This is a genomic window from Oceanomicrobium pacificus (assembly GCF_009833495.1).
Lineage (GTDB): Bacteria > Pseudomonadota > Alphaproteobacteria > Rhodobacterales > Rhodobacteraceae > Oceanomicrobium > Oceanomicrobium pacificus.
This window is the reverse complement of the sequence record NZ_WUWG01000001.1, coordinates 798,079-812,816: the sequence shown is the minus strand read 5'-3', so window position 1 is coordinate 812,816 and position 14,738 is coordinate 798,079. Positions and strand designations below refer to the sequence as shown.

Here is a 14,738-nt window from a genome sequence, read left to right as displayed (position 1 = left end):
CTGGGCAGACCTCCTTGGTCGGTCCCCGGGAACAGATGGCCGGATCAGCCGCGCGATTGCGGTTTCCGCCCGCCTCCCGGGCGGACCGGAATGGGTGGGAAACTCGCATATGCGTTTGGCGCGCGGCCAACGGGGGCGGGCGCTACCACAAATTGCGTTAAATTGGAGTTAGTCAGGCAGCGATACCTTGCCCGAGATCAGACGCCCTGCTGCGCGTCGCGTTCCAGCGCCACCCCGTCGATCCGCCATGCGCCGCCGTCACGGATCATCTGGTAACGCGCGATGTGCAAGCGTCCGTCCGCGTCGGTGAAGAGCACGCGCTGCACCCATCCGTCCGGCGCCTCGATCAGCGGCGCAAACTGCACGGACGCCGGACGCCAGACCATCGGATAGCCCTCGCGGACCATCTGCCCGAACCGGTCGGGTGTGCGGAAAATGCGCCGGATGTTGGGAGAAGCGAAGGTAAAGGCCGTGTCGAAATCATCGGCACGGAACGCGTCGATCTGCGACAGGATCACGGCTTCGATGGCCGCCGGATCGTCGGCGCGGGCCGGATGGCTGAAGCTGAGGCCCGCCAGAAACAGCATGGCGGCAATCATCGGTCGAAACATGTGAACCCCCTGTCTGGCGCAGAAATCTGCCAGACAGGGGGCACACAGACAATTCACGCTTCGGTGCGCAGGCTCCCGTCGAGGCCGCGGTCGATGAGCGCCATGGTCTCGGGCAGGCCGTAAAGCGCGATGAACCCGCCGAAGCGCGGCCCCTGGCTGGCGCCGAGCAGCACTTCGTAGATCGCCTTGAACCAGTCGCGCAGCGGCTCGAACCCGTGCTCCTTGCCGACCGCAAAGACCATGGATTGCAACTCTTCGGCGTCGAGCGGGCCGGTCCACTGGCCGAGCCGTTCGCGCAGGTCGAGAAGTGCCGCCGTTTCCTGTTCGGTCGGCGCGCGGAACTGTTTCGCGGGCTTCACGAAGTCATGGTAGTAGCGCACCGCATAGCCCGCCGCCGCATCAAGGCCCGGATGGGTCTCGGGGGAGGCGTCGGGCGCATATTTGTTGATGAACCCCCACATGGCGTCCTTGTCCTCGGCCGAGGAGGCAGAGGCGAGGTTCAGCAGCATCGCGAACGGCACCACCATGTCGCTCTGCGGGGGCTGGCCCGCATGGATGTGCCAGGCCGGATTGGTCAGCCGTGCCTTGTCATCCTGATCGGGGAAGGCCCGCAGGTGCTGGTGATATTCGTCCACCGCCTTGGGAATCACATCGAAGAAGAGCCGCTTGGCGGTCTTGGGCTTCTGGAACATGAACAGGCTGAGCGATTCCGGGCTGGCATAGGTCAGCCACTCCTCCATCGACAGGCCATTGCCCTTCGACTTGGAGATTTTCTGGCCCAGTTCATCGTTGAACAGCTCGTAGGTCAGCGTCTCGGGCGCAGGCTTGCCGAGCGCGCGGCAGATCTTCTTGGCCTGCGTCACGCTGTCGATCAGGTCCTTGCCCGACATTTCGTAATCCACGCCCAGCGCGGCCCAGCGCATCGCCCAGTCGGGCTTCCACTGCATTTTCACGTTGCCGCCGGTGACCGGAACTTCGACCCGCTCGCCGTCCGGCTCCTCATAGACGATCGTGCCCTTCTCGACATTGCGCTCCAGCGTCGGCACCTGCAGCACGTGGCCGGTCTTGGGGCTGACGGGCAGAAAGGGAGAATAGGTCGCCTGCCGCTCCGCGCCGAGCGTGGGCAGCATGATCTCCATGATCTTTTCATATTCGGCGAGCGCCTTCAGAAGCATCTCGTCGAACCGGCCCGCCCGATAATATTCCGTCGAGGAGGCAAATTCATATTCGAAGCCGAAACTGTCGAGGAAGGCACAGAGGCGCGCATTGTTATGCGCCCCGAAACTGTCATGCGTTCCGAACGGGTCGCGCACATCGGTGAGCGGCAGGTTCAGGTCCTCGGCCAGCGCCTCGCGGTTCGGCACGTTGGTCGGCACCTTGCGCAGCCCGTCCATATCGTCCGAGAAACACAGGAGTTTGGTGGGAATGTCGCTGATCGTCTCGAAGGCGCGGCGCACCATCGTGGTGCGGGCCACTTCGCCGAACGTGCCGATATGCGGCAGGCCGGACGGGCCGTAGCCGGTTTCGAACAGCACATAGCCCTTCTCCGGGGTCTTGCCCTGCACGCGTTTGAGCAGCTTGCGCGCTTCTTCGAAGGGCCAGGCTTTGGACTGCATCGCAAGATCACGTAGATCGGACATTTTTATCCCCGCAGGAATCACCCCCGGATGCCTATCATCCGGCGTTCATGATCGCCGCTTCCTATTGAACCGCTTGGGTCGGGTCAATATTGTCGGGCGCAACAGGCGGGCCAGCGGCACCGCCCATTTGCGAAGGGACACGCCATGGCCGACACCCAGTCTCCGCCGATCATTTTCACCGCGCAGGATGCGCTGATCGCCATCATGATCGCCCAATCCGCCTCGGACGAGGACATGACCGCCATCGAGCTCGTCTCGATCAACCGGATCGTGGAATATCTGCCGGTCTTCATCGGCTATGACACGGACCGCATCCGCACGGTGGCGCAGGTCGTGTTCGACCTGTTCGAGGAAGAGGACGGGCTCGACGCGCTCTTCGGCCTGATCGGGCCGGCCCTGCCGGGCGAACTGTCGGAAACGGCCTATGCGCTGGCCTGCGACGTGGCCGCGTCCGACGGCGAGTTGCACGAGCCGGAGATCCGTTTGCTGGAGGAAATCCGCTACGCGCTCAATATCGACCGGCTGCATGCTGCCGCGATCGAGCGCGGCGCGCGGGCCCGCCATCTGCCGATGCCCGCATCCTGATCCATCCTGCCCCCGTCACAGACGGCGTCAGCCATACATGTCGATCCAGCGCCGCAGGAGCAGCTGTTCCTGCCCCTTGGCCTTGCTCGACCAGCTGCGCGACCCGCGCGGGCGGAACCCTTCCTGAGAGGGATTGGCCGCCCGCAGGTCGAGATCGGCGGCAAAGATCGCGAAACCGAGCGTCTTTTCGCCCGACCGGATCAGCCCCGACAGGCCGCGGGTAAAATGCATCGTGCCGGTCTTGGCCTTCACGAAGGCCCGACCGGCCGCATATTCGCCGCCCGATCCGTCGGACACGCGATGCGTCCGCATCAGCTCGATCAGCGCCGCGCGGTCTGCGGGCGACTGCATCGAGCGGACCATATCCATCGCGGACAGGCGGCTCTGGTCGGACAGGCCGGAATGGTTGACGAGCCCGACATTGGCGCCGCCGAGCCGCGTTGCCATCCAGTCCGACATGGCCGCGCCGGATTCCGCGATGCTGGTGATCCCGGCGCCATTGTTGATGCTGGCGCTCATCCCCACGACCTCGGCCGTCAGGTTGGTCGAGTAGATCAGCATCGAGCGCAGGATGCGCGAGAGCGGGATCGAATGGTGCTCGGCCACAACCTCGCCGCCCATGGCGACCGGAGACAGGATCGCGTCGGGCAGGCGCAGCCCGTACTGGCTGGCGACCGCGCGGAACGTCTCTCCGGCGTAAAGCTCGGGCGTGCGCACCGGCAGCCACTGGCCGCCGGCCGATTTCAGGGCGGGCCGCGCCACCGTCCAATGGTCGCGGCCCTCGATCGAGCGGTAGTTGAAGACCGGCGACGCCCGGTCCACCGCGTCGATCCGCACGGTGCGGATGTCGGGCTGGTGGCGCTCGGCCTGCGCCTTCAGCGTGAGAAGCAGGTCCGCGCCGGGTTTCCACTGGAAAAACACCCGGTTGAAATTGAGGTTCAGCCCGCCAACGGACGGGTTGTAGCTCGCTGATGCAGGCTGGGTCGGGTCGATATGGCGGCTGAAGGGCAGGGCCGAGCCGATGACGATGAAATGACCGTTCACGCCATGGATGCCATTGGCCACCACCTGCCGCGCCAGAAGCGCAAGGTGGTCGCTGTCGAGATGTGGGTCCGCGCCGCCCACCAGCACCAGATCACCGTTGACCCGCCCGTCCTGCACCGGACCGGTGGCGAGGATGCGGGTGCGGAACGTGTGGTCCGGCCCGAAACTGTCGAGCGCATACATGGCCGTCACCGCCTTGGCGACGGAGGCCGGTGGCAGGGTCTTGGCGGGCTGGTGGGTTTCGAGGATCTCGCCGCTGTCGAAATCAATGAGCGCCACGCCGGTCTTGTCGGCAAGGCCCAGCCCCTCCATCACGCTGCCGAGCATTTGCGGCGCAGCTTTCGGACCACCGCCGCGCGGGATCGGGCGGTCAAACCGGAGGCTGGCCGCCGATGCCGCACCGGGCAGGGCCACCGTAGCGGCCCCGAGGCCCGCCAGAACATGTCGACGGGACAGGCGGCGCTTGCGGCCGGGCTGTTTCTGGTCGGGGGCGGGTCTGGATCGCGTCATGGGACCGGATAATGCGCCCCGTCCGCAGCCCTGTCCAGTTCAGCGGGGCCAGTGTCCGGCGTCACGAATCCGTGTGGAGCTTTCCTGCACCATCCGCCCGGTCAGCAGGGTCCAGGCCGGCGCCTCGGCAAAGGGCAGGCCGCGGGCGCGGCGCGCATCGCGGCGGTAGCGGGCGTATCGGCGCGCGGCGGGCGACAGGCCAGCCCGGATCTGTTCGCCGGGACGCGAGAGCACACCGATCGGCACATTTTCCATGATCCAGTCCCAGCTGTCCCACTTGTGGAACTGCACCAGATTGTCGGCCCCCATCAGCCAGACAAAGCGGGTGCCGGGATAGTGCCGGAATATCCGGTCGAGCGTCTGGGCGGTGTAGCGGGTGCCGATCCGGGCCTCCAGATCGGTGATGACGACCTTGGGATGGTCGATGATCGCGTGACAGGCCGCCATCCGGCGCTCCAGGCTTGCCGGCCCTTCCGCTTTCAGCGGGTTGCCGGGTGACACGAGCCACCAGACCTGATCGAGATCGAAACGCCGCAACGCCCAGCGGGTGATATGCACATGTCCCGAATGCGGCGGATCGAAAGATCCCCCCAATAGGCCCACGCGCAGGCCCGGCTCAGCAATGGGAAAGCCGTGCATCACGGGTCCGCCCTGGTTCTCGTCTCGTGCCGCCGATGGGCGGATAACCCCTCTTACGGTCCCCGCGGCTGCTGTCAATGCGCAGCCGCGTTGCGCCCGTGCGTGGCTTTCGCTAAAACGCGGCCACTTCTTCACCCGATCGCATGGCAAAAGGACGTAGTTTCATGGCCGCTTACCAGTATGTCTATCACATGGACGGGGTCTCCAAGACCTATCCCGGTGGCAAGAAATGCTTCGAGAACATCCGCTTGTCCTTCCTGCCCGGCGTGAAGATCGGCGTCGTGGGCGTCAACGGCGCGGGTAAATCCACCCTGATGAAGATCATGGCGGGGCTCGACAAGGATTTCACCGGCGAGGCCTGGGCCGCCGAAGGCGCAAAGGTCGGCTACCTGCCGCAGGAGCCGAAACTCGACGAGAGCCTGAATGTGCGCGAGAACGTGATGCTCGGCGTGGCCGAGAAGAAGGCGGTGCTCGACCGCTACAACGAGCTCGCGATGAACTATTCCGACGAAACGGCGGAAGAGATGGGCAAGCTGCAGGACGAGATCGACGCGCAGGATCTGTGGAACCTCGACGCCAATGTCGACATCGCGATGGAAGCGCTGCGCTGCCCGCCTGATGATGCCGATGTCTCGACCCTTTCGGGCGGTGAGAAACGCCGCGTCGCATTGTGCAAGCTGCTCCTCGAAGCGCCTGACATGCTGCTCCTCGACGAACCGACCAACCATCTGGATGCGGAAACGATCGCCTGGCTGCAGAAGCACCTGATCGACTATAAGGGCACCTGCCTGATCGTGACCCACGACCGCTATTTCCTCGACGATATTACCGGCTGGATTCTGGAACTCGACCGTGGCCGCGGCATCCCCTACGAGGGCAACTATTCCGCCTGGCTGGAGCAGAAGGCCAAACGGCTGGAGCAGGAAGCGCGCGAGGACAGTTCCCGCCAGAAAACGCTGGAGCGCGAACTGGCCTGGATCCGGCAGGGCGCTAAGGCGCGGCAGGCCAAGCAGAAGGCCCGTATCAACGCCTATAACGAACTGGCGAGCCAGTCCGAACGCGAGAAGGTCGGCCGCGCGCAGATCGTCATCCCCAACGGGCCGCGGCTCGGCTCCAAAGTGATCGAGGTGGAGAACCTCTCCAAAGGGTTCGGTGGCAACCTGCTGATCGACGACCTGTCCTTCTCGCTGCCGCCCGGTGGCATTGTGGGCGTGATCGGGCCGAACGGCGCGGGCAAGTCGACGCTCTTCCGGATGCTCACGGGGCAGGACGCGCCCGACAGCGGCGAGATCAGCTATGGCGACACGGTGAAGCTGTCCTATGTCGACCAGTCGCGCGATGCGCTCGATGACAAGAAAACCGTCTGGGAAGAGATTTCCGACGGGCAGGACATCATCAAGCTGGGCGACGCGGAGATGAACAGCCGTGCCTATTGCGGGGCGTTCAACTTCAAGGGCGGCGACCAGCAGAAACCGATCGGCCTTCTGTCGGGCGGTGAACGCAACCGCGTGCACATGGCCAAGCTGCTGCGCTCGGGCGGCAATGTGCTCCTGCTCGATGAACCGACCAACGATCTTGATGTGGAAACGCTGCGCGCGCTTGAAGATGCGCTGGTGGATTTCGCGGGCTGTGCGGTTGTCATCAGCCATGACCGGTTCTTCCTCGACCGGATCTGCACCCACATGCTGGCCTTCGAGGGCGACAGCCAGGTCGAATGGTTCGAGGGCAATTTCGAGGATTACGAGGCCGACAAGGTCCGCCGACTGGGGCCGGATTCGATCGAGCCCAAGCGGATCAAATACAAGAAATTCGCCCGCTGATATCCGGTTCCGCACGCGCTGCCGGAAGGGTGCTGTCAGCCTGACCGGGGCGCCGCCCGGCCCGGATCGACCGGGCCCGGCCGGCGGGCGGGCCTAGCGCCCGCCATCGCCCCCGTCCCCACCGTCGTCGCCCGGCGCGTCGGTCGCTTTCGACACATTCGGCTTCTTCGACTTGCCGGGCCGCGGCTGGGTGGCGGTGACCTCCGTTGCCGGATCGTCGCCATCGCCGGCCAGATGGGCTTCCAGCTGGATCGGGATCGGCGGCATCGCGTCCTTGTCGTCGGCGCGATAGTAGATCGTCCGGTGCGGATAGGGGATTTCGATGCCGCGCTCGTCGAATATCTTCTTCAGCCAGCCGTTGTAGGCCCGCCCCGTAGCCCATTGCCGCCCGGGTACGGTCTTGATGCGCGCCCGCAGTACCACGGCGCTGTCGCCGAAGGTTTGCAGGCCAAACCATTCCATTTCGTCGAGGATGTCGTTGCCGACATCGGGGTCGTTGCGCAAGTGCTGGAACGCGTCGATCATCGCGGTCTTCACATTGTCCACTTCCTCGCCATAGGCGACGCCCATGTCGCAGAGGAAATAGGAGAAGTCCTTGGTGAAGTTGGTCACGAGGTCGACCGACGAGAAGGGGATGATATGGAAGGCCCCTTCGACGTCGCGCAGGCTGACCGACCGCACCGTCAGCCGTTCCACCGTGCCGGTAATGCCGGCCACCTGCACCACGTCACCCACATTCATGGAGTTTTCCAACTGGATGAACACACCGGTGATGATGTCCTGAACCAGCTTCTGCGCACCGAAACCGATGGCGAGGCCCAGCACACCGGCCGAGGCAATGAGCGGCGCGAGGTTGATGCCCATCTCCGACATGATCGACATGAGCGCGAGCACGACGATGGTGATCGTCGCCGCGTTCTTCACGAGGCTCAGGATCGTCATCCGTCGCGAGGAGACGATATGCCCGTCAGACGGGTTCAGCCGCGCGTCGATGAAGGCATTGACCGCAGCCCAGATCGCCAGCGACGTGATCAGGATCATCGCAATGCTGAAGATCGACCGCGACACTTTCTGGCCGATGGCCGAGGAAAGCCAGCCGCTGAGGTCGATCAGCCCGAACACGTCGAGCGCGATGCCGAAGACCAGCAGAAGCACGACCGCCCGCAGGATGCGCAACGTGCGCGGGATCAGGTAGTTGAGCTGACGCTCCAGATTGGGCGCCACGTCGCGGACCGTATGCGGGATGCGGACGCCGCGCTCGATCCATGTCGTCATGGCGGTCAGCACGTTGATACCGATGATGAGAAGGAACAGGTTGGTGAACGTGTTCCCGATCATGTTGCCGATCACCTCGTCGGACTGGGTGAGGATGATGAGGACCCCACCCACCAGATAAGCCAGCGCGAACCAGTGCCAGTGGGTGGCGAACCAGTGGGTCAGCTTTTCCTGCGGCTTCTCCACCTTTCGCGGCGACATCCACGCCGCCACATCCTCGCGGTATTTCAGCACCCGCTGCATCACGATGAAGGTGACGACGAGCCCGGCAAGGATGGTCACACCGCGTCCCGTCTGCGGCAGGCCGCGTTCATTGAGGAACGGGACCAGCATCATCCGCGTGTAGCCCATGATGTAGATCATCTGGCTCACCAGCCGGAACAGGACCGAAGCCGCCGCGGTGGGGATGGTGAAGAGCCGCAGGCCCGGCAACGACGGCGCAAGGATCATGCGGGCGAAGGCCCGCATCAGTTCGACAACGAAGAAGGCGATCGTGAAATGGACCTGCACCGGATAGAGGTCGCCGTTCGCGTCCGTATTGGTGAGCGCGCCGAGGAATCCCGCCATCGTCGCGACCGTCACGGCAATCACGGTCAGAAGTGCCGCGACGATGCTGATCAGGAAGGTGATGATGATCCCGTGCTTCTTCGCCTTCTCGTTGAGCCAGGCCCGCGCGCGCCGGTTGATCCGCGTCAGCGGAAAATAGACCGCGAAAGCCGCGAGGGCCATCGGGCCGAGCCGTGACAGCGTGTCCTGGAAGAATTGCGCGTTCAGTTCGCTGACGATATCGGCGGCGGCTTTCGGGGCGGCGAGCAGGGTCGCGATCGCATCGGTAACGACATCGCTTGTTGTCGTCAGGGCCGTAAAGAGCCGTTCGCGCAGCACGGTGCCGACCTTGCGGAAGAGCTTCTCTGCCGGTGGCTCATAGTCGCCGGCGGCTGCGTCGCCGGAGCCGGAACCGTCACTTGTCTGCTGTTCAAGCTCGTTGATCAGTTCCTGCCGCGCCTGATCGTCCTTGAGGATGTCGAGCAGCTGTTCGGTCGGCGTCGCGGCACTCTCGCCCGATCCGAGCTCGCCCGATGCGCCGTCGCCTGATCCATCCCCGGATGCGCTGCCGCTGCCGCTTTCGCCGCCCGCTCCATCGCCGGATCCGGATTGCGAACCGCCGCCGGTCAGTTGGTCGAGCCCGGGAATCGGGATCTGGGCGGAGGCGCGTTCCGGCGCAAAGCCCGCGCCGGCAGCAAGGATGATCAGCAGGCAGAAGAGGCGGAAAAGCACCACAGGACGCGGCTCCGGTCAGGTTGTCGATTGCCGTCCTGCATGGCCCAAAGCCCCCGCCGCGTCAATTGCGCGGCCATGCGCGACCGCTTGCCCCTAGGGCCAAACGGCGCTAGATCATCCCCATGAGACCGGTATTTGACCTTGATGACAGGCAGCGGCTCCCTTGGCGGTTCTATGCGCAGGGGCTGGCGCCCCTCGCCGGTGCGTGATGCGTCGCGCGCCCATGGCGGGCGCGCATCCGATCCCGATTGACCCAGAAGACACACGGATTCCACGGAGACTTCCATGTCCAGCCCGAAAACCCTCTATGACAAGATCTGGGACGCGCATGTCGTCTCTGAAGCCGATGACGGCACCTGTCTGCTCTATATCGACCGCCACCTCGTGCATGAGGTCACCAGCCCGCAGGCCTTCGAAGGTCTGCGGATGGCCGGCCGCCCGGTCCGCGCACCGGAGAAGACCGTCGCGGTTCCCGACCATAACGTGCCCACCACGCCCGATCGCGTGAACGGCATCGACAATGAGGAAAGCCGCATCCAGGTCGAAGCGCTGGAAAAGAATGCCGAAGAGTTCGGCATCGAATATTACGGCGTGAACGATGTGCGTCAGGGCATCGTGCATATCATCGGCCCCGAGCAGGGCTGGACCCAGCCCGGCATGACCATCGTCTGCGGCGACAGCCACACCGCGACCCACGGCGCGTTCGGCGCGCTGGCGCACGGGATCGGCACCTCGGAGGTCGAGCATGTGCTCGCGACCCAGACGCTGATCCAGAAAAAGTCGAAGAACATGAAGGTCGAGGTCACGGGCGAGTTGCCCGCAGGCGTCACCGCGAAGGACATCACCCTGTCGATCATCGGCGCGACCGGCACGGCCGGCGGCACCGGTCATGTGATCGAATATTGCGGCGAGGCCATCGAGGGCCTGTCCATGGAAGGGCGCATGACGCTCTGCAACATGGCGATCGAGGGCGGTGCCCGCGCCGGTCTGGTGGCGCCCGACCAGAAGACCTACGACTATCTGAAGGGCCGTCCGCACGCGCCGTCGGGCAGCGACTGGGACGCGGCTCTGGCCTATTGGAAGACGCTCTATTCCGATCGCGGTGCACAATATGACCGCGAACTGGTGCTCGACGCGGCAGAGATCGCGCCGGTCGTCACCTGGGGCACCAGCCCCGAGGATGTGCTGCCGATCACCGCGAAAATCCCCGCGCCCGAGGATTTCGAGGGCGGCAAGCGCGATGCCGTGGCCCGGTCGCTCGAATATATGGGTCTGACCCCGGGCACCGCGCTCGAGGATGTGGCCATCGACACCGTCTTCATCGGGTCCTGCACCAATGGCCGGATCGAGGATCTGCGCGAAGTGGCGCGGATCGTGGAAGGCAAGAAGGTCAAGGATGGGCTGCGCGCGATGGTCGTGCCGGGATCCGGCCTCGTGCGCCAGCAGGCCGAGGAGGAAGGCATTGCCGAGATCCTCAAATCGGCCGGCTTCGAATGGCGGATGGCCGGCTGTTCCATGTGCCTAGCAATGAACCCCGACCAGCTGGCTCCGGGGGAGCGCTGCGCCTCCACCTCCAACCGCAATTTCGAGGGCCGGCAGGGTCGGGGCGGACGCACGCATCTGCTCAGCCCCGCCATGGCCGCTGCCGCCGCCCTGACCGGTCGCCTGACCGACGTTCGCGCGCTCTGAGGAGATCGGAAAATGGACAAGTTCACCACGCTCACCGGGGTTGCGGCACCGATGCCGCTGATCAATGTCGACACCGACATGATCATCCCCAAACAGTTCCTGAAAACCATCAAGCGCTCGGGTCTGGGCAAGAATCTCTTTGACGAGATGCGCTATGATGATGACGGCAACGAGATCCCCGATTTCGTGCTCAACAAGCCGCAATACCGTAATGCGCAAATACTCGTCGCCGGAGAGAATTTCGGGTGCGGGTCTTCGCGTGAACATGCGCCCTGGGCACTGTTGGATTTTGGCATCAGGTGTGTCATTGCCCCCTCGTTCGCGGATATCTTCTTTAATAACTGCTTTAAGAACGGTATCTTACCCATCGTCCTTCCTCAGGAAGAGGTGGACAAGCTGATGGCGGATGCCGAACGGGGCGCCAACGCCGTGCTGACGGTCGATCTGGAAAACCAGACGATTCAGGGGCCGGACGGTGGCGAAATTGCCTTCGAGGTCGACGCTTTCAAGAAAGAGTGCCTGTTGAACGGGTTGGACGATATCGGTCTGACCCTGCAAAAAGTCGATCAGATCGACGCGTTCGAGGCTCAGTACGCCAAACAGGCACCCTGGCTGTAAACCGGTCGCGACAACAACGCCTGTCGTGACCCGAGGGATGGGGAGCGACAGGTGTTCAAGCGTCTACCGGGCGCATTTGCCCGCGCCGTGCTGGTGGTCATCGTCCTGTCGATGCCAGCCTTCCTGCTGCCGGACATCAGCCGTGCGGCGCAGGAAATCTCGCTCATCATCGGCGGGATCGTCGCGGCATTCACGCTTTTCGAATATGCCTCGACCCATCCGGGTCTGGTCGATTTCCGCTTTGCCCCGCCCTACAACCGGATCCGCTTCTTCACCTTCTCGCTGCAGGTGCTGCTGCTGGTGTTTCTGGCCCGCGCGACGATGGAGCTCGATCCGTTCTCGCCCGACATTATCGCCTTTGCCGACTGGTGCGCCTCGCTCCTGAACTTCCCGCTCTCGCCCGTGAACATTGCCGTCGCGATGGTGGGGGATGACGGGGATGCCGATTTCCGCCTGCTGATCGAGCGGGCGGCGGCCCTGTCCTATGCGGTCGCCTTCTCCTCGATGATCTTCTTCGCGCTGGTGCTCTGGCTCTTCAAATGGCCGGTCGGGCGCGACAATTTCAACCTGTGGGTCAACCTGCCGACATTCGAGCCGGCTTCGGGCCATGATGTGGAGCGCCGATTGAACCGCGACGGGATGATCAACATCCTCGTCGGCATCGGCCTTCCCTATGTGATTCCCGCTTTCGTCTCGCGGGCATCGGGCTGGTTCGACCCGTCGGTGCTGGACAACAGCCAGCCGCTGATCTGGGGCTGCACGATCTGGTCCTTCCTGCCCGCGAGCCTCGTGATCCGTGGCGCGGCGCTGCTGAAAGTCGGCTATCTGGTGCGCCGGTCGCGCCCGACAGGCGGCTAGGCGGCCCCGGATGGTCCTGCGGGTCGGGCATCTGCTGCGCGGCCTGCTGCTTGCACCGTTCCTCCTGTCGATCGATCCGGTCAACGCCGGCGCCGACACGCTGCGCGTCGCCACGTTCGATGCCGGCCTGTCACGCGCAGGACCGGGGCGCTTGATCCGCGATCTCCAGCGCGATGAAAATCCCGCGCTGGCGGCGCTCTTCGAGACGATCGAAACGGCAGGGGCCGACATTCTCCTTCTGACCGGCACGGATCATGATTTCGAAGGTCGCGCCGCCGCGCTTATCGCCCGGCGTGCGGGCTTTCCGGTCCATCTGTCCGTGCCGCCCAATGCAGGTGTGCCAAGCGGCCATGATCTTGACGGCGACGGATCGGTGACCGGCGCGGCGGACGGGTGGGGCTACGGGCGGTTCCCCGGCCATGGCGGGATGCTGCTCCTGTCGCGCCATCCGTTCGTGGCGGGCAGCCTGCGCAGCTATCAGACCTTCCGGTGGGCCGATCTGCCGGATGTGCCGATGCCGGTGCAGGCGGACGGGACGCCGTTTTTCACTGCGGAAGCGGACGAGGCGCTGCCGGTCAGTTCCAACGGACTCTGGACGGTGCAAATCGACCTGCCGGCCGGTCCGGTGACGCTGGTTGGCATCTCTGCCAGCACGCCGGTCTTCGACGGGCCGGAGGATGCGAACGGGCGGCGCAATGCGGCCGAACTGACGCTCTTGCGGCAGATTCTCGACGGTGCGCCAGTGCCCGATGATGCCGGCAGCACGGCACCATTGGACGGTGGACCTGTTATTCTTGCGGGAAAACTCAATCTCGACCCGCTGGACGGGGCCGGCCAGCGCGCGGCGGTGCAGGCCCTTCTGAGCCATGCGCGGCTTCAGGATGCCGGACCGGAAGGGCCGCCACCGGCGGTACCCGACAAGGACCATGCGGGCGATCCGCGCCGGGACACGGCGCGCTGGGCCGCACCGCCGGACGGACCGGGTGCGCTGCGGGTCGACTATGTGCTGCCCGACCGTCGCCTGTCCGTGGCGGGGGGCGGCATCGTCTGGCCATCGAGACCAGACGATGCCGGTCCGCGTTTCACGCGGCACGGGCTCCTGTGGCTCGATCTTGTGCTTCCGTGACCGGCGCGCTGTCGAGACGCGGGGCAATCGCGTCCGCCAACGCCGTGACGAGGGGCGTCGGGCGGAACCCCGGCAGGGCAGTGGCGAGCGGGTCCGGCGACAGGCGGTGCGGCACACGCCAGAGATAGCGCATTTCCAGCACTTCGCGCATCATCCGCGAGAAGGGCGCGGCCGCGTAGAGCGCCGGCCAAGGGAAAAGGCGCCGCCGCACCAGACGCCCTGCGGCATCCTCGAGCGCCGCGCGCAATTCTTCCCCGGTCAGCGTGAAACCCGCAAACGGCATGTCGGTGAAAGGGGCCCAATCGGCATGATCGCGCGCCAGCGCTTCGGCGGCACGGGCCAGATCTGGCAGATAGGCCCAGGCATGGGCGCGGCCCATCGGTCCGGGATAGGTGAAGCGGCCTGCGCCGATCTGTTTGGTCAGGATCGAATCGAACCAGTTGCCTGTGGTCTCGGCCTCGATGAAGTCACCGGCGCGCAGGATGAGTGTGCGCAGGCCCGGCGCGCGGCGGAATCGCTCCTCCATCTCGACGCGCAAACGTCCTTTGCGGGTGGTCGGGGCGTGCGGCGTGTCCGGTCCGAGCCGGTCCGGCATCCCGGCGCCGAAATTGTAGACATTGCCGGGGATGAGCACTGCCGCGCCGCTGGACTGGGCGGCCGCGATCACCGCTCCGGTGATGGCGGGCATCTGACGTTCCCATGCGGGATAGGGCGGGTTGATCGCATGGACGATCACGTCCTGACCCGCCGCCGCGCGGGCAAGGGCCGGCAGGTCCGTGACGTCGGCCGTGACCGGCGACACCCCGGCGGGCAGCGATGCGCGGGCAGGGTCGCGGACGAGTGCGGTCACGGTCCAGCCGCCGTCGAGAAAGGCGCGGGTGGTAGCACGGCCGAACCGGCCGGCAGCACCGAGAATGAGGACATTGCGGGTCATGGTGTGGCTCCCTTGATGAGCGTCGGGGCTGCCCCCGACCTGATACATCCAGAGTTGTCCATTCATCCAAGAATAGAAATTGCCGTGATGTGACGATATGATATTCAG

12 protein-coding genes are annotated in these 14,738 nt (G+C 65.0%); 6 read left to right on the top strand and 6 right to left on the bottom strand.

The window, feature by feature from the left end:
- Positions 1-197: 197 nt before the first annotated feature.
- Both GSH16_RS04050 and GSH16_RS04045 read right to left on the bottom strand, forming a co-directional pair.
- Positions 198-611, bottom strand: coding sequence for a DUF4864 domain-containing protein (locus GSH16_RS04050; protein WP_160852165.1), 414 nt, complete (start codon positions 609-611; stop codon positions 198-200).
- Positions 612-664: 53 nt separating this feature from the next.
- Entirely contained in the window at positions 665-2,251 is a 1,587-nt protein-coding gene (locus tag GSH16_RS04045) for a lysine--tRNA ligase (protein ID WP_160852163.1), read from the bottom strand.
- 144 nt (positions 2,252-2,395) lie between these two features.
- On the opposite strand from GSH16_RS04045, the gene GSH16_RS04040 reads away from it, so the two are divergent.
- On the top strand, positions 2,396-2,836 hold the full coding sequence (locus GSH16_RS04040) for a tellurite resistance TerB family protein (RefSeq protein WP_160852160.1): 441 nt from the start codon (positions 2,396-2,398) through the stop codon (positions 2,834-2,836).
- A gap of 27 nt (positions 2,837-2,863) precedes the next feature.
- Here the strand turns inward: GSH16_RS04040 and dacB are convergent, their stop codons facing one another.
- Both dacB and GSH16_RS04030 read right to left on the bottom strand, forming a co-directional pair.
- Positions 2,864-4,390 (bottom strand): D-alanyl-D-alanine carboxypeptidase/D-alanyl-D-alanine endopeptidase, encoded by a 1,527-nt coding sequence (dacB, locus tag GSH16_RS04035; RefSeq protein ID WP_160852158.1) that lies wholly within the window; start codon positions 4,388-4,390, stop codon positions 2,864-2,866.
- 39 nt (positions 4,391-4,429) lie between these two features.
- Entirely contained in the window at positions 4,430-5,029 is a 600-nt protein-coding gene (locus GSH16_RS04030; protein WP_205523951.1) for a nicotinate-nucleotide adenylyltransferase, read from the bottom strand.
- Positions 5,030-5,193: 164 nt separating this feature from the next.
- On the opposite strand from GSH16_RS04030, the gene ettA reads away from it, so the two are divergent.
- On the top strand, positions 5,194-6,849 hold the full coding sequence (ettA, locus tag GSH16_RS04025; RefSeq protein WP_160852154.1) for an energy-dependent translational throttle protein EttA: 1,656 nt from the start codon (positions 5,194-5,196) through the stop codon (positions 6,847-6,849).
- A gap of 93 nt (positions 6,850-6,942) precedes the next feature.
- On the opposite strand, the gene GSH16_RS16050 is transcribed toward ettA, so the two are convergent.
- Entirely contained in the window at positions 6,943-9,405 is a 2,463-nt protein-coding gene (locus GSH16_RS16050; RefSeq protein WP_160852152.1) for a mechanosensitive ion channel domain-containing protein, read from the bottom strand.
- 285 nt (positions 9,406-9,690) lie between these two features.
- Between GSH16_RS16050 and leuC the strand changes: the two genes are divergently transcribed.
- Genes leuC through GSH16_RS04000 form a run of 4 tightly spaced genes read left to right on the top strand, consistent with a single transcriptional unit; the run spans position 9,691 to position 13,696 of the window.
- The gene (gene leuC, locus GSH16_RS04015; RefSeq protein WP_160852150.1) at positions 9,691-11,094 is read left to right on the top strand and encodes a 3-isopropylmalate dehydratase large subunit; all 1,404 of its coding nucleotides are present in this window, start codon (positions 9,691-9,693) and stop codon (positions 11,092-11,094) included.
- A gap of 12 nt (positions 11,095-11,106) precedes the next feature.
- Positions 11,107-11,712, top strand: a complete 606-nt coding sequence (leuD, locus tag GSH16_RS04010) for a 3-isopropylmalate dehydratase small subunit (RefSeq protein ID WP_160852147.1) — start codon at positions 11,107-11,109, stop codon at positions 11,710-11,712.
- Between the two features lie 51 nt (positions 11,713-11,763).
- The gene (locus GSH16_RS04005; RefSeq protein ID WP_160852145.1) at positions 11,764-12,570 is read left to right on the top strand and encodes a hypothetical protein; all 807 of its coding nucleotides are present in this window, start codon (positions 11,764-11,766) and stop codon (positions 12,568-12,570) included.
- Positions 12,571-12,580: 10 nt separating this feature from the next.
- Positions 12,581-13,696 carry an endonuclease/exonuclease/phosphatase family protein gene (locus GSH16_RS04000; RefSeq protein WP_160852143.1) on the top strand — a complete coding sequence of 372 codons (1,116 nt, stop codon included), beginning with the start codon at positions 12,581-12,583 and terminating at the stop codon, positions 13,694-13,696.
- Here the strand turns inward: GSH16_RS04000 and GSH16_RS03995 are convergent.
- Positions 13,653-14,630: an NAD(P)H-binding protein gene (locus tag GSH16_RS03995; RefSeq protein ID WP_160852140.1), complete on the bottom strand. Its 978-nt coding sequence runs from the start codon at positions 14,628-14,630 to the stop codon at positions 13,653-13,655. The two genes, GSH16_RS04000 and GSH16_RS03995, sit on opposite strands and share 44 nt — an antisense overlap.
- Between the last annotated feature and the right edge of the window lie 108 nt (positions 14,631-14,738).

Coding starts and splice junctions, on each gene's coding strand:
- GSH16_RS04050 (WP_160852165.1), bottom strand. CDS start 611: ATGTTTCGACCGATGATTGCCGCCATGCTGTTTCTGGCGGGCCTCAGC.
- GSH16_RS04045 (WP_160852163.1), bottom strand. CDS start 2,251: ATGTCCGATCTACGTGATCTTGCGATGCAGTCCAAAGCCTGGCCCTTC.
- GSH16_RS04040 (WP_160852160.1), top strand. CDS start 2,396: ATGGCCGACACCCAGTCTCCGCCGATCATTTTCACCGCGCAGGATGCG.
- dacB (WP_160852158.1), bottom strand. CDS start 4,390: ATGACGCGATCCAGACCCGCCCCCGACCAGAAACAGCCCGGCCGCAAG.
- GSH16_RS04030 (WP_205523951.1), bottom strand. CDS start 5,029: ATGCACGGCTTTCCCATTGCTGAGCCGGGCCTGCGCGTGGGCCTATTG.
- ettA (WP_160852154.1), top strand. CDS start 5,194: ATGGCCGCTTACCAGTATGTCTATCACATGGACGGGGTCTCCAAGACC.
- leuC (WP_160852150.1), top strand. CDS start 9,691: ATGTCCAGCCCGAAAACCCTCTATGACAAGATCTGGGACGCGCATGTC.
- leuD (WP_160852147.1), top strand. CDS start 11,107: ATGGACAAGTTCACCACGCTCACCGGGGTTGCGGCACCGATGCCGCTG.
- GSH16_RS04000 (WP_160852143.1), top strand. CDS start 12,581: ATGGTCCTGCGGGTCGGGCATCTGCTGCGCGGCCTGCTGCTTGCACCG.
- GSH16_RS03995 (WP_160852140.1), bottom strand. CDS start 14,630: ATGACCCGCAATGTCCTCATTCTCGGTGCTGCCGGCCGGTTCGGCCGT.